The organism is Bacillus sp. YBsi01 (genome assembly GCF_038406745.1).
GTDB lineage: Bacteria > Bacillota > Bacilli > Bacillales > Bacillaceae > Bacillus > Bacillus siamensis.
Map to the genome: position 1 here is coordinate 1,452,348 of NZ_CP151679.1, position 14,970 is coordinate 1,467,317.

The 14,970-nt window shown below is 45.5% G+C and carries 13 protein-coding genes; 6 read left to right on the top strand and 7 right to left on the bottom strand.

Features of this window, described 5'->3' with window-relative positions; translation table 11 throughout:
* Positions 1 to 13: 13 nt before the first annotated feature.
* The gene (locus tag AADZ70_RS07065) at positions 14 to 994 is read right to left on the bottom strand and encodes an LnmK family bifunctional acyltransferase/decarboxylase (protein WP_016939201.1); all 981 of its coding nucleotides are present in this window, start codon (positions 992 to 994) and stop codon (positions 14 to 16) included.
* Between the two features lie 39 nt (positions 995 to 1,033).
* The gene (gene fabD, locus AADZ70_RS07070) at positions 1,034 to 3,292 is read right to left on the bottom strand and encodes an ACP S-malonyltransferase (protein ID WP_342007926.1); all 2,259 of its coding nucleotides are present in this window, start codon (positions 3,290 to 3,292) and stop codon (positions 1,034 to 1,036) included.
* Between the two features lie 710 nt (positions 3,293 to 4,002).
* On the opposite strand from fabD, the gene loaP reads away from it, so the two are divergent.
* From loaP to AADZ70_RS07085, 3 genes are all read left to right on the top strand, one after another.
* Entirely contained in the window at positions 4,003 to 4,533 is a 531-nt protein-coding gene (gene loaP, locus AADZ70_RS07075) for an antiterminator LoaP (RefSeq protein WP_003153257.1), read from the top strand.
* Positions 4,534 to 4,897: 364 nt separating this feature from the next.
* On the top strand, positions 4,898 to 5,914 hold the full coding sequence (gene namA / locus AADZ70_RS07080) for an NADPH dehydrogenase NamA (protein WP_342007927.1): 1,017 nt from the start codon (positions 4,898 to 4,900) through the stop codon (positions 5,912 to 5,914).
* A gap of 101 nt (positions 5,915 to 6,015) precedes the next feature.
* Positions 6,016 to 6,792 (top strand): alpha/beta fold hydrolase, encoded by a 777-nt coding sequence (locus AADZ70_RS07085; protein ID WP_016939204.1) that lies wholly within the window; start codon positions 6,016 to 6,018, stop codon positions 6,790 to 6,792.
* 45 nt (positions 6,793 to 6,837) lie between these two features.
* Here AADZ70_RS07085 and rpmG read toward each other — a convergent pair whose 3' ends face one another.
* Positions 6,838 to 6,987: a 50S ribosomal protein L33 gene (gene rpmG / locus AADZ70_RS07090; protein ID WP_003153246.1), complete on the bottom strand. Its 150-nt coding sequence runs from the start codon at positions 6,985 to 6,987 to the stop codon at positions 6,838 to 6,840.
* Positions 6,988 to 7,065: 78 nt separating this feature from the next.
* Entirely contained in the window at positions 7,066 to 7,992 is a 927-nt protein-coding gene (gene rnz, locus AADZ70_RS07095) for a ribonuclease Z (RefSeq protein WP_342007928.1), read from the bottom strand.
* Positions 7,993 to 8,200: 208 nt separating this feature from the next.
* Between rnz and zwf the strand changes: the two genes are divergently transcribed.
* Positions 8,201 to 9,670 carry a glucose-6-phosphate dehydrogenase gene (gene zwf, locus AADZ70_RS07100; protein WP_049626977.1) on the top strand — a complete coding sequence of 490 codons (1,470 nt, stop codon included), beginning with the start codon at positions 8,201 to 8,203 and terminating at the stop codon, positions 9,668 to 9,670.
* Between the two features lie 90 nt (positions 9,671 to 9,760).
* On the opposite strand, the gene gndA is transcribed toward zwf, so the two are convergent.
* Entirely contained in the window at positions 9,761 to 11,170 is a 1,410-nt protein-coding gene (gndA, locus tag AADZ70_RS07105; protein ID WP_007408395.1) for an NADP-dependent phosphogluconate dehydrogenase, read from the bottom strand.
* 108 nt (positions 11,171 to 11,278) lie between these two features.
* Positions 11,279 to 12,523, bottom strand: coding sequence for a DNA polymerase IV (locus AADZ70_RS07110; protein ID WP_045927162.1), 1,245 nt, complete (start codon positions 12,521 to 12,523; stop codon positions 11,279 to 11,281).
* A 75-nt stretch (positions 12,524 to 12,598) separates the two neighbouring features.
* Between AADZ70_RS07110 and AADZ70_RS07115 the strand changes: the two genes are divergently transcribed.
* Positions 12,599 to 12,880, top strand: coding sequence for a hypothetical protein (locus AADZ70_RS07115; protein ID WP_003153239.1), 282 nt, complete (start codon positions 12,599 to 12,601; stop codon positions 12,878 to 12,880).
* Between the two features lie 32 nt (positions 12,881 to 12,912).
* The gene (locus AADZ70_RS07120) at positions 12,913 to 13,755 is read left to right on the top strand and encodes a membrane protein insertase YidC (protein WP_047475670.1); all 843 of its coding nucleotides are present in this window, start codon (positions 12,913 to 12,915) and stop codon (positions 13,753 to 13,755) included.
* Between the two features lie 85 nt (positions 13,756 to 13,840).
* Here the strand turns inward: AADZ70_RS07120 and AADZ70_RS07125 are convergent, their stop codons facing one another.
* Positions 13,841 to 14,956, bottom strand: a complete 1,116-nt coding sequence (locus tag AADZ70_RS07125) for a M20/M25/M40 family metallo-hydrolase (protein WP_045927160.1) — start codon at positions 14,954 to 14,956, stop codon at positions 13,841 to 13,843.
* Between the last annotated feature and the right edge of the window lie 14 nt (positions 14,957 to 14,970).

Here is a 14,970-nt window from a genome sequence, read left to right on the forward strand (position 1 = left end):
TCCATTCTTCATTTTATAAACTTCTGATGACCCGTTTATAATCCGGAATATGATCTTGTGAAGAGGTCGGCACCGCCAGCAGCTTATCCACCTTGGAAATGGCCAGCAATGTATGATTTCTTTTCATATAGACTTCAATCTGATAGCTGATTTTCGCCACTGAGATCATACCGAGGGAATCACCGTGAAAGTCGGGATCGCATTCTTCAATGTGTCCCGTCATATAAATATCAAGCTCTTCATCTGCAAAACAATTTCCGTAATAATACGTCTCTCTCTCAAGCAAAAATAAATGCCGCGCGATTGAAACCGGAAAACCCGGCTTCGACCGGCGCGTCATCCATTCAAATTCCGCCGCATCCATTATCTTGCTGAATTTCGCAAACACCATGGCATGCCCCGGCGCAGCATCCTGATCAACAGGAACCCGATATGAAACGGGGTCTGCTGTTTTGAGGTTGCCCGGCTTCATACCGAAAGCATCCGTTCTGATTTTCTTTGACCGCATCAGCGCGTAAGGCGGCTTGGCTAGCTTAGAAAGTTCCGCAATGCATTCAGCCTTAGGCGCTGAGACTTTGCGGGTCGAACCTTCTGTTTGTGTGACGTCGACGACAATTAAACTATTGGCTTTCATAGAAGGAAACCGCCCGCGGTCCCACTCGCTTTTATCAGTGCTGACCGCTCCTTTCGGCCCAAACAAATAATCAGATTCTAATATGGTTTCTCCAAACCGGGAGATATCGACTCCGACGGAAACCTCGTCCCATAATCGGTACTGATCAAGAGGCTTATCTGAAGGAACTTTGAGATGTGTCATAAAATAAGCCGGATACAAAATCAGCCCTTGGTGATCGGCCATCTGATCAGGCCGGAATCCCGTTCCGTCCGTTAAATGGTGACTGTGTGCATTGCCGAATAACAGCAGCAGCGCGTACTCATTCAAATTCCCTAACCCGACATGGCTCATCGTTAATTCATGATTTTCAATCAGCATGGTAGTCCTCCGCAGAAAAAATGTAATGTCTGGTCATACTCATCCTGTAATCGATACCAGCCTTTGCGCAAGAAGGCCGGCTGTTTCTTCCATGAGCTGTTTGCCGATCAAGTCGACATGCCTGTTTCTCCAATTTTCAAGCGGGGTTCCTTTCACCCATTGATTAAACGCGCCGAGCGCAGGGCCGCAATGAATTTGGTAATCTATTTTACTTTCGCTTTTTCCTTCCAGAGCGAGCCTCGTCGTATGGGAAAAATACCATTTAAATACCATCGCCATTTTGTGTTTCGGATTCTGTTCGGCTTTGGCGATCTGTTCAGGAGATTTATCATGTTTCAACTGCTCATACACTTCTTCAAAACTGCGCTGGAAATACTTATCTTCAATTAATGTTTTCGTTTTTTCATCTATTTCATCTAAAGAATTGTATTGTCTGTACAAGTCAAAGAGTTTATTGGCTCTGGCCGGGAAAAACAGGCCTTTTTTCAGCACCTGCACCCTTGCTCCCGCTTCAAACATATCTCCCGCGGGAGCATATGACGTATCCTGCACGTTCGCTTCCTGAAGCAGATCTTTCACTGAATCACTTGTGCCGGCTTCGACCGTGCATTGATTAATAGAACCGGTTCCGATAAATTCGGCGCCGAGCAGAAACGCGGCAGCAGCCGCTTCCGGAGTGCCGATGCCGCCGGCTGCGCCGATTCTTACTTTTTTCGCATAACCGTGCTTCTCCATCATGCGGTCTCTGAGTCTGATCATGGCAGGCATTAATGTATACGGAATCCCTTGGTCGGTATGCCCTCCTGAATCCGCTTCAACGCAAATGTCATCAGCCATCGGAATTTCTTTTGCAAGCGCCGCTTCCCCGGCTGTCAGCCGATTGTCAGACACAAGTCTTTCCAGTATATGAGCCGGAGCCGGATTCAGAAAGGCCTCAGCGACTTCAGGCCGGGATACTTTCGCGATGATTCTGTTTTGAACTGACACCGATCCGTCATGATTCCTGCTTAATCCCTTTGCCCTGTATATAACGAGAGCGGGGGTTATGCCCATAAATGCCGAAGCTTCAATAAGATGAATGCCGTTTTTCAAATATAAATCTATCATTCTGACTTCCTTGTCAGGTGACATCATATGATGAAGAAGGTTCATTCCGAATGTTTCCCCTTGCCGCAGTGCAGACCGGATGATTCCGATGGCCTGTCCGATCCGTTCGATACTCAATCCGCCCGTTCCGTAAAAGCCCAGCATTCCCGCTTTTGCCGCTTTAATGACCATCTGTTCCGAAGCAATTCCCCTGTACATGGAGCCCGTCATGTAAGCATATTGGATGTTATAATCTTTTTTAAAATCTTCGTTCCCTAATCTCATTCCCGCCGTTTTTTGTGAATCAGCTGCCGCACTTGTAACATCAGCAGTATCAGACTCTTCTTTCGGCATAGGTAATGGGACGGCATCTTTTTTAATCTGCCGCGTCAGTTTTGTCAGCACTTCCCCGGGCCCGACTTCTGTAATTTCATTATTTTCAAGTCCCATCAGACGGCGTATCGTATCCGTCCACTTTACCTGATTGGTCATTTGCAAAGTCAGATTTGTTTTGATTTCATCATTCTTATAAGGTGCGGCCTGAAGATTTGAGATCACCGGAAAACGAAGAGGCAAAAACGCCGTTTCTTCTAAATAATCCGCAAACTCTTTTTCAGCATCTTTCATATAGCGGGAATGGAAAGCGCCGCTCACATTTAAAGGAAGGTACATCCTCACGCCGGCTTTTTCAAAGACGGGACGCGCTTTTTCAATGTCTTGTTTCGTTCCGGCGATCACAATTTGTAAAGGTGAATTATGGTTAGCGATATCAATGCCGGTCAGATGATAATCGGATAAAACATCTTTTACTTGTTCAGCCGTAAACCCCAAAACCGCCGCCATGCCTCCGGGAGCTGCCTTGCTCATGAGCTCCCCTCTTTTTTTCACAAGCTGCAAACCGGTCTTAAAATCAAAGCAGCCGGCCGCAAATAACGCATTATATTCTCCTAAACTGTGCCCTGCGGCGTAATCTGGCTCTCTGCCGGACTCTTTCATTTTCTTTAAATAACTGAGTGCACTCACCGTATATAACGCCGGCTGGGTAAATTGCGTTTTCCCCAGCTGGTGATTCGGATCCTCCAGGCACAATTCTTCTATAGAGTAGCCTAATATGTCATCAGCCTGACGTGTCAGATCTTGAAATTCATCAAACAGTCCGGCTCCCATTCCTTTAAATTGAGAACCCTGCCCCGGGAAAACAAACGTAAGCATCTTATCCCCATCCTTTCCGCATCGTCAATTTTGCACATCACATGTGGTTCTCATTACAAAAATGTCTCTTATTTCATATATTGACTGGTGTAAACACCGGCATAAAAATAAAAACACAAACGCGTTTGCGATTCAGCACAGGTTTAAAAATCGCAAACGCATTGTGTTTTCCTTTTCTAACATAATTTATATAAAAACATATTGCTTGTTGACTGAATGTTTCTCATGACAAGCTGCAGTGCCAATATGCCCGAAAACAGCCATGACGGCACACTTCTCCCTTATCATGTATATGTAGATATATACACTACAATCATTTTTATAATCCCTATTTCCTCTTCAACGTGCCGAAACAGCGATTGAAATTTAATAGGTGCTTTACTTTAATTTAATAAATTTAACAAATAGTTGCTATTTAAAGAGAATAATATCAATTTATAGATAATAATGTCAAGGCTTTTTTTCGTTATTTTCTGACATTTATTCCACAGTTTTATGTTCGGTGGATAAAATGTCAGATAATCCTCTGAACCCTTTTCATGTCAAAGAAAATTCATCGCTTCTCTGTCAATTGGGTCTATACTTATTTTTCATTTTCATATATTATGTAAAAAAAAGACGAAATAGAAAATTTTTTAATCATTTTAAATATTATCCATTAAATACTTTCTTTGTATAATAATTTCTTATTATTCTAAGGAGGATCAGTCATGAAATGGTACGCACTTTTTGTGGAGTCGGGAAAAGAAGAAGCAGTGCAAAAATTTCTGCGTCTGCAGTTTGATGAGCAGGCTCTCTACTCAATCATACCCAAGAAAAAAGTCACAGAACGAAAAGCCGGAATCAAATACGAGGCACTCAAAAAAATGTTTCCGGGATATGTGCTGTTTAAAACAAAGATGACAGAGCGGACATTTCATAAAATCAAAGAACTCCCCATTTCATGCAGAATCGTAAACAACGGCGCATATTATTCCAAAGAGCGTAAAACCTATTTCACGACAATTAAGGATGAAGAAATCCTCCCTATTATCAGGCTGATCGGAGAAGGAGACACTGTAGATTATTCAAAAGTCTATATTGAAAATTCAAAAGTAACCGTTGCCTCAGGACCTCTTAAAGGAATGGAAGGCATTATTAAAAAGATCGATAAAAGAAAAAGACGCGCCAAAATCTGCCTGTCTTTTATGGGACTGGACAAAATGGTCAACGTCGGAATTGAAGTGCTCTCCAAACCCTAGCATTTCAAAAAAAGCATCAACAGCATGTGCCGTTGATGCCCTTTTTATATAAACAGACGAAAGCCCGACATCAAAATAACCCCGCTCACCACTGTCACGGTCAGACTTTTTGTTTTCAAGGCAGTATTTTCATCCTGACAATCTGGTTCAAAGGACGCCACGCAGTCATCGGTGCGTTTCTCATCTATATTTGCTAAATGATCGGCTGTAAATGCCTGTTATGAAGATACGGCCCCGATGTGTATAAGAAAAATGCCCGTTCAGAACAATAAGAACGATGTGTTCAGCTGTGAGCAGTTTATATGACTGGATGATCATGAGTTGTTATAATCAATGTCTAAAAACATTCCGGGAGGCGAAATAAATGGCCAGAAAATTATTTACACCATGGACCGTTAAAGATGTAACGATCAAAAACCGTATTGTTATGGCACCGATGTGCATGTATTCCTCACATGAGAAGGACGGAAAACTGCAGCCTTTTCATATGGCGCACTACATATCGCGTGCAATCGGTCAGGTCGGTCTGATTATCGTTGAAGCGACAGCCGTTAATCCGCAGGGACGTATTACCGATCAGGATTTGGGCATTTGGAGCGACGATCATATCGAAGGCTTTGCCAAACTGACGGAACAGGTGAAAGCGCAAGGGTCTAAAATCGGCATTCAGCTCGCGCACGCGGGACGTAAAGCAGAGCTTGACGGAGAAATTTACGCTCCTTCAGCCATTCCGTTCGATGAGCAGTCCAAAACACCGGCTGAAATGACGATAGAACAAATTAAAGAAACCATTCAGGAATTCAAGCAGGCCGCGGCGCGTGCGAAAGAAGCCGGCTTTGACATTATCGAGCTTCATGCGGCACACGGCTACTTAATGCACGAATTTTTGTCACCGCTGTCCAATCACCGTACAGATGAATACGGCGGCTCACATGAAAACCGCTACCGCTTCTTAGGCGAGACCATTGAAGCCGTCAAGGAAGTCTGGGACGGACCGCTATTTGTCCGTGTTTCCGCATCTGATTATACTGATAAGGGTCTGGACATTGCCGATCATATCGGCTTTGCGAAGTGGATGAAGGAGCAGGGAGTCGACTTGATTGATTGCAGCTCAGGCGCACTCGTTCAAGCTGATATTAACGTCTTCCCCGGCTATCAAGTGAGCTTTGCGGAGAAAATCCGTGAGCAGGCCGAAATCGCAACAGGCGCCGTCGGTTTGATAACGACAGGAACAATGGCCGAAGAAATTCTGCAAAACAACCGCGCTGACCTTATTTTTGTCGCGAGAGAACTTCTGCGCGATCCGCATTTTGCAAGAAGTGCAGCGAAGCAGCTGAATACAGAAATACCGTCGCCGGTTCAATACGACAGAGCATGGTGACAGAAGAGACAGCCGGAATTTTTATCATCGGCTGTCTCTGAGAAACGATCGCCGAAGCATCTCCGTCTTCCTTATAGAACCAATTAGAGGGGATGACTCCAATGAAAGCAGCATGGATGGAAAGGACATACCTGATTGACGGCTGTCCGTTTTATACAAAACACCGTAAAGGTGCCGGCGAAGTGACGATCGTCTTTGAAGCCGGCTGCGGCACTTCTTCTGAAACATGGACACCATTACTCACTGACATAGATGAAGAATTTGGGGTTTTCACATATGACAGAGCCGGAATCGGCAAAAGCGGCCAAAGCAGAAACAAGCGAACGGCAGATCACATGGTACAGGAATTAAACGCCCTTCTGCTGAAGGCGGGCGTCAAGCCTCCTTACCTTGTCGTCTCGCATTCATACGGCACGATTATCAGCAGACTTTGGGCGAGCCGAAACCGACGGGATATTCTCGGAATGGTGCTCCTTGACCCGGTTTCTGAAGATCAGGAGACGAAAGTGCTTCCGCTTCTTCCCGAGGAAATGAAAGCGGCCTACCTGAAGCAGTTCAGATTAGAAGGATCACACGCGGAATTTTTGACAAGCCTTCGGCAGATCAAGCACCAGCAGATTCATTTTAACGATATGCCGCTGTTGATTTTATCATCGGGAGAGCGGGATGAGCGCTTAAAGCACGCTCATGAAGAATGGATGAAACTGCACAGAAGCATGCTTGATGTCTCTTATCAAAGCGGATGGATTCAGGCCAAAAACAGTTCTCATGCCATTCACCACGATGAACCGCATATCGTCCACCTTGCCATTTATGATGTTTGGTGTGCGGCGCGCCAGCAAATGAATGCTCCGGCCTATCAGGCGGTAAACTCATAAAACAAAAGCCATTGTGCCGTAGCACAATGGCTTTTTTATCGTGATCTACTTCGTCTCACGATGTAAAGTATACTTTTTCAACCGGGGTGAATACTTTTTCATTTCCAATCGATCCGGATTCGTCCGTTTGTTCTTCGTCGTGATATAGTTTCTGTCCCCTGTCTCTGTGCAGGCCAATGTTACATTCACACGCATCATTTTCACCTCTCAACCAAATCGCAATAATTACGTTTTATTATATATCCTCAAATCAAAATGTCAAGCGTCCATTTTTTAAGAGCGTTCCACTGTGACTTCCATAAAATCAAATGCGATCCTGCTGTTTTCAAATACCGCTTTCGCCTCATGTTCCAGACGCTCTATCGGCGATTCGCCTTGATACCTTGCGCTGATGTGAGTTAAGATCAGCTGTTTCACGCCTGCTTTTTTTGCCGTTTGTGCAGCCTGTTCTGTCGTCGCATGATAGTAATTATGCGCAAGCTTTGCATCTTCTTTGGCAAACGTCGCTTCATGAACAAGTACATCAGCATTGCGCGCAAGCTCGGTTACCCGCTCTGATGCCCGGGTATCCCCTGAAAAAGCGACGATCCTCCCCTTTTTCGGCGGCTCCAAAAAATCCTGTCCATCAATTATTCTTCCATCATCAAGCGTGACTGTTTCGCCTTTTTTGATCTTCTGATAGACGGGGCCGGGCGGAATATTCATTTCCTTCAGTCTGCCGGCCTGCAATGCACCGGGAATATCTTTTTCCTGTACACGGTAGCCGAACGCTTCTACACCGTGAATGACGGATGCTGCGGTAACGATGAATTGCTCATCTTCAAAAACCGTTCCCTCTTCAATTTCATGTACGGTAAGAGGATATGTCAAATGAGTCGCCGTCACATTCAGGCTTGTTTCGATAAATGCTTTTATGCCTTTGGGCCCGTAAATCGTCAGCTCTTCTTCACCGCCCTGAAATGACCGGCTTCCCAACAGACCCGGAAGACCGTAAACATGGTCACCGTGAAGATGGGTGATAAAAATCTTTTCAATTTTCCTCGGTTTGAGTGTTGTATGTAATATCTGATGCTGAGTGGCTTCTCCGCAATCAAACAGCCATACGGAACGCCTTTCTTCAAGAAGCTTCAGCGCGACGGACGTTACGTTTCTCGCCTTTGCCGGCATGCCGGCCCCCGTCCCTAAAAATAATAATTCCACAATGCTTCCTCCTAGATCTTTGTACTACTAAGGATACAGGATCAGGCTGAAAAAGTGAATTCACCCGGCGCTTCTCCGGCCTGATTAATTTTTTTCCGCAAACCTCAAAAAACAGGCTGAAACATTTGCTTTCAACGAATTTTAGATTTAAAATGAAGGAAATATGCGGGGTTTTAAACCATGCTTCAGATAAAGTGAGGTACTCTAAGTGAAAACAAACGACAAACCAAAAGCAGTAATTGTAATATTTGGTGCCACAGGGGATTTGGCAAAACGAAAACTTTACCCATCCATTCACCGTTTATATAAAAATGGTCAGATTGGTGAAGAGTTTGCAGTTGTAGGTGTTGGAAGAAGACCTTGGTCAAACGAGGACCTCCGTGAAACCGTTAAAACGTCTGTTTCTTCGGCTGGGCAAAAAGACATAGATGATTTCACATCTCATTTTTATTACCATCCGTTTGATGTAACGAATCCGGGTTCCTATCAGGAGCTGAATGTCCTGCTTGATCAGCTTGAACATACATATGAAATCCCGAATAACCGAATGTTTTACTTGGCAATGGCCCCTGAGTTTTTCGGCACAATCGCAAAATCGCTTAAAAATGAAGGTGTCACAGCGACCAAAGGCTGGTCCCGTCTCGTAATTGAAAAGCCGTTCGGCCATGACCTGCCGAGTGCGAAAGAGCTTAACAAAGAAATACGGGAAGCTTTCACAGAAGATCAAATTTATCGGATCGACCATTACTTGGGCAAGCAAATGGTTCAAAACATCGAAGTCATCCGTTTTGCGAATGCGCTGTTTGAACCGCTTTGGAATAACCGCTACATCTCAAACATCCAGATTACGTCAAGTGAAGATCTCGGCGTTGAGGATCGCGCGAGATATTATGAAAAATCAGGCGCACTCCGCGATATGGTTCAAAACCACATTTTACAAATGGTCGCTCTGTTAGCGATGGAACCGCCGATTAAACTGAACACGGAAGAAATCCGCAGCGAAAAAGTGAAGGTGCTGAGAGCTCTCCGCCCTGTCGCTCCAAACGAAGTGAGTGATTATTTCGTCCGCGGACAATACCAAGCGGGAACGATCAACGGAAACTCTGTACCGAGCTATACAGATGAGCAAAACGTAGCACCGGATTCCAATACGGAAACATTCGTATCCGGAAAGCTGTTAATCGACAACTTCCGCTGGGCCGGCGTTCCGTTTTACATCCGAACAGGGAAACGGATGAAAGAAAAATCAACGAAAATCGTCGTCCAATTTAAAGACATTCCGATGAACCTGTATTACGGCAATGAAACGAATGTAAATCCGAACCTGCTTGTCATCCACATCCAGCCGGATGAAGGCATCACTTTATATCTGAATGCTAAAAAATTAGGCGGAGCCGCACATGCTCAGCCGATTAAGCTGGACTACTGCAGCAACTGCAGTGACGAAATGAACACACCGGAAGCTTATGAAAAATTGATTCACGACTGTCTGCTCGGCGATGCAACGAACTTTGCCCATTGGGACGAAGTGGCGCTTTCTTGGAATTTCGTCGACGCGATTTCCGAAACATGGGCAGCCGACAAAACCCTTTCCCCGAATTATGTAGCCGGATCAATGGGACCTAAGGCTTCAGACGACCTCTTAGAAAAAGACGGCCTTCACTGGTGGAATATATAAGAAGAAATCAAAAAACCGCGGCGCTGTTCATAAGGCCCGCGGTTTTTACATATCAGAAAAGCCCCCGCAGTTATTGCGGGGGCTTCTTCATTACTTCATCCATTCAGTATGGAAAATGCCTTCTTTATCCGTGCGTTCGTACGTATGCGCGCCGAAGTAGTCACGCTGCGCTTGAATCAAGTTTGCAGGAAGCACTGCCGTACGGTAGCTGTCGTAATATGCAAGTGCGCTTGAGAACGAAGGTACCGGCACGCCTTGGGCTACGGCAAGTGAAATCACTTGGCGAAGGGCGCCTTGGTAGCTTTCTGCAATGTTTTTGAAATAGCTGTCTAACAACAGGTTGTCAAGCTCCGGTTCACGGTCATACGCATCTTTGATCTTTTGCAGGAACGCCGCGCGGATGATACAGCCGCCGCGGAAGATCATCGCGATTTCACCGTATTTCAGATCCCAGTTATATTCTTCAGACGCTGCTTTCATTTGGGCGAAACCTTGTGCGTAAGAACAGATTTTACTCATGAAGAGCGCTTTTCTGACCGCTTCAATCAGCTCTTCTTTGTTTTCAGTGACCGGCTTAACGTCAGGTCCGGACAACAGGCTGCTTGCTTTCACACGCTCTTCTTTCATTGCGGAAATGAAACGCGCAAAAACAGATTCAGTGATAATCGGAAGCGGCACGCCTAAGTCAAGAGCGCTTTGGCTTGTCCATTTACCCGTTCCTTTTTGGCCTGCTTTATCAAGGATGACGTCAACAAGCGGTTTGCCCGTTTCTTCATCTTTTTTAGTGAAAATGTCAGCCGTGATTTCAATCAGATAGCTGTCAAGCTCACCTTTGTTCCACTCAGCGAATACTTCGTGAAGCTCTTCGGCAGACAGTCCGAGCACCTGTTTCAGAATGAAGTATGACTCAGAGATCAGCTGCATGTCACCGTATTCGATACCGTTGTGCACCATTTTCACATAGTGCCCCGCTCCGTCCGGGCCGATATATGTCGTACAAGCTTCTCCGTCCACTTTAGCAGAAATGGCTTCCAAGATCGGCTTCACGAGTTCGTGCGCTTCCTTTTGGCCGCCCGGCATAATAGAAGGTCCCTTAAGCGCTCCCTCTTCACCGCCTGATACACCCGTCCCGATAAAGTGAATGCCGCTTTCGGCAAGCTCTTTGTTCCGGCGCTGTGTATCTTTATAGTATGTATTTCCGCCGTCAATCAAAATATCGTCTTTTTCCAGATGAGGAAGAAGAGATTGAATCGTCGCATCCGTTGCAGTTCCCGCTTTAACCATTAATAAAATTTTGCGGGGTGTTTCAAGAGACTGGACAAACTCCTCAATGCTGTATGTACCGACAACATTTTTGCCTTTTGCCTCTTCTAAAAACTCTTCCGTTTTGCTGCTTGATCTGTTGTATACAGACACAGAAAATCCCCGGCTTTCAATGTTAAGAGCCAGATTTTTACCCATTACCGCAAGACCGATAACTCCGATTTGTTGTTTTGACATATTCTAACGTCCCTTCTTCAAACGTTTAACCATTTTAAAATTTAAATTAAAATAAAATGATATTTATACTAAAGAAATTATCATACATAACCCCTTTTTTCAAGTTATTCACCTTTTCTTTTCATCCTGAAAAAAGTCTCTGTTAAAGCTCGTTCCCCTTGTTTTGCTTTCTTCTTTTTTCATGACGGCGCCTTTTCGGATCATGTGCCGGCCGTATTTTTCATTCAGCTCGTTCATCATCTGAACAATCGGCTCGTCCTTTGCATCCTCCTTGAATGAAAACAGGTCAAGCTGTTTATACGCCTGCTGTTTTTCGACCAGTTCCGTTCCGGTGATGCCGAGAAGCCTCACCGGGTTTTGGTTCCAGTGCTTGTCAAACAGTTCCATCGCCGCATTCATGATGTCTTTTTTCTGATCAGCCGGATTGCTGAGGGTCATGCTTCTTGTGACCGTTTTCCAATCCGCATAGCGGATCATGATGAACAGCCGGCAGGCCATGACCTCCTTACGCTGGAGCCGTTCGCTTACAGACAGCGCGAGGCGGTCAAACACGCCCGTTAATTCATCCCAGTCAGCCGAATCATGCGAAAGGGTGGATGAGTTGCCGACGCTTTTAAATTCATAAATCCGTTCGGGATCGACTTCTGCGCGGTGGATGCCGTTCGCCTTATCCTTCAGCCTCGGCCCGTTTATGCCGAGAAGCATTTTCAGCGCCCGTTCATCCCCTTTTGCCAAATCACCGATCGTTTTGATGCCGAGCGTTTTTATTTTTTCCGCAGTTTTCGTTCCTATACCGTGCATCTCTTCGATCGGGAGAGGCCACAATATGTCCGGCAGCTCTCTTTTTCTTAAAATGGTGATGCCGAGCGGTTTTTTCATATCAGACGCCATCTTGGCGAGAAACTTATTCGGAGCGATGCCGATACTTGACGGAAGCAAAAGCTCTTTTTGCAGCCTTGCCTGAATGTCTGCAGCTGTCTCATACGCCCTGTGTCCGTGCGGTGTGTCCGTAATATCCATGTATCCTTCATCAATAGAAACAGGCTCGACCAAATCCGTATACTCCCTCAGAATGCTGAACATTTCTTTTGACGAACTCCGGTAGCGGTCAAAATTCGGAGGAACGACGATAAGTTCCGGACAGAGGCGTTTCGCCTGCCACACCGGCATGGTGGTCTTTACGCCCCGCGCTCTCGCTTCATAGCTGCAGGTGACGATGATTCCCCTCCGTTCCTTCACGTTTCCGGCAACGGCGAGAGGTTTTCCCTTTAAAGTCGGATCATACGCCATTTCCACAGAGGCATAAAAACTGTTCATATCGATATGAAATATAATTCTCCCTTTTCCGGCCACTCCCGGCGCCTCCTTTCCTTTCATAGACAACCTTATATATATGTAGTAAAATAAGAGCTGAATGGATGTGATAAAATGATTCTTGAGTCAATGAATGACTTTTTATTTTTAGTCGATTTTTTCACAATTATTCTTCCCGCTCTGACCGCGATCGGCATCGCTTTTCTTTTGCGTGAGCGCCGCGCAGGCGAGCATTGGAGAACGAAACGAATAGATGAACATCAAGCAGTCGTTCAGCTGAACCGAACAGACTTTCTTATTATTATATATCATCGCATTACAACTTGGATACGTAAAGTCATCCGCATGAATTCACCGGCGAATGATGATGAAGATGTCAGCTTCCTCCTTTTATAACGGCAAGTGAAGATAAAAAGGAGGAGACATAATTGTCTAAAACATATCAAAAATGGATAGCATTCGGATTATTTTTTATCGTACTGTGCACAGGCCGCTCGGCTTTTGCAGCGACATCTCAGACTCAGACTCAGACGGGAGGCCTCGGGAATATCGGGTTTTTCCACGATTACCTGATCGAGCCGTTTTCGGCACTTTTAAAAGGTGTGGCGGGCCTGTTCCACGGTGAGTACGGACTGTCGATTATTCTGGTGACGATTATCGTCCGGATCGTTGTATTGCCTTTGTTTGTGAACCAATTTAAGAAACAGCGGGTGTTCCAGGAAAAAATGGCTGTGATCAAACCGCAGATCGACAGCATTCAGGCTAAAATGAAACAAACGAAAGATGCGGAGAAACAAAAAGAACTGCAAATGGAAATGATGAAGCTTTACCGTGAGCACAATCTGAATCCGATGGCAATGGGATGCCTTCCGATGCTGGTGCAATTCCCGATTTTGATCGGTTTTTATTACGCCATCCGCTCAACGCCGGAAATCGCTTCACACTCATTTCTGTGGTTCAGCTTAGGGCATTCTGATATTCTTGTATCACTGTGCGCGGGCGCCATGTATTTCTTACAGGCTTATATTTCCCAAAAGTTAAACGAGAAATATTCACCGGCCGCTCAAAATCCGGCCGCGATGCAGTCAGCAAAAATCATGGTCTTTATTTTCCCTGTCATGATGACCATTTTTTCACTTAACGTACCGGCTGCGCTTCCGCTTTACTGGTTTACAAGCGGGCTGTTTTTAACAGTGCAGAACGTGCTTTTACAGCAGACGCATCATAAAAAGAAACAAGCTGCGGCTCAGGCGGAGCCCGCAAAATCATAATATTGAACCTGCCGTGTGAATTCCGGCAGGTTTTTTCATGTGTACCTTACGAAAAAAAGCACCCAATTCATTGGGTGCTTCGTTTTTAGTTGGCTGCTGTTTCGATAATGGCAACGACCATTTCCGCCGTTTTGACGAGCTCTTCAATCGGCATTTTTTCATTTTTCGTATGGATTTGTTCATAACCTACTGACAGGTTGACTGTCGGAATGCCGTGTCCGGCAATGATGTTCGCGTCACTTCCGCCGCCGCTCGTCTGAAGTTCGCTCGGCCGGCCGATTTTTGCTGCCGCTTTTTTCGCGACTTCCACAACCTGATCGCCGTCCTGGTATTTGAAACCCGGATACATGACTGCAATGTCCACTTCTGCGCGGCCTCCCATCTCAGCTGCCGCAGATTCGAAAGCTTCCTTCATTTTCTGGACTTGCGCTTCCATTTTTTCAGGCACTAACGAACGCGCTTCAGCCAGAATATCAACTTGATCGCAGACGATATTGGTTTGCGTGCCTCCTTCAAAACGTCCGATATTAGCCGTTGTTTCTTTATCAATACGGCCGAGCGGCATTTTTGAGATTGCTTTTGATGCGATTGTAATCGCGGAGATGCCTTTTTCCGGTTCTACTCCCGCATGAGCCGTTTCTCCGAAAATGGTTGCTCTCACTTTCGCTTGTGTCGGCGCGGCTACAATAATGTTGCCGACTTTTCCGTCTGAATCAAGCGCAAAACCGTATTTCGCGGTAATGTCTGAACGATCCATTGCTTTTGCTCCGACTAATCCTGATTCTTCTCCGGCCGTGATGATGAATTCAATCGTTCCGTGCTCGATGTTTTGTTCTTTCAGCACTTTAATGGCTTCAAACATTGCGGCAAGGCCCGTCTTATCATCAGCGCCTAGAATCGTCGTGCCGTCGGTTTTGACATAGCCGTCTTCCACAATCGGCTTAACGCCTTTTCCCGGGACAACAGTGTCCATATGCGATGTGAAATAAATCGTATCCGCATCTTTTGTGCCCTTTAAGGTGCAAATTAAGTTGCCGGCCCCATGCCCCGTCACTTCTTTTGTATCGTCTTCTTTTACGCTCAATCCTAAATCAGTAAATTTTTGTTTGAGCACCTTGCTGATTTCCGCTTCGTGTTTTGTTTCTGAATCAATTTGAACAAGTTCCAGAAATTCTTCAAGCAGGCGTTTTTCGTTTACCATTTTCAGTTCCTCCG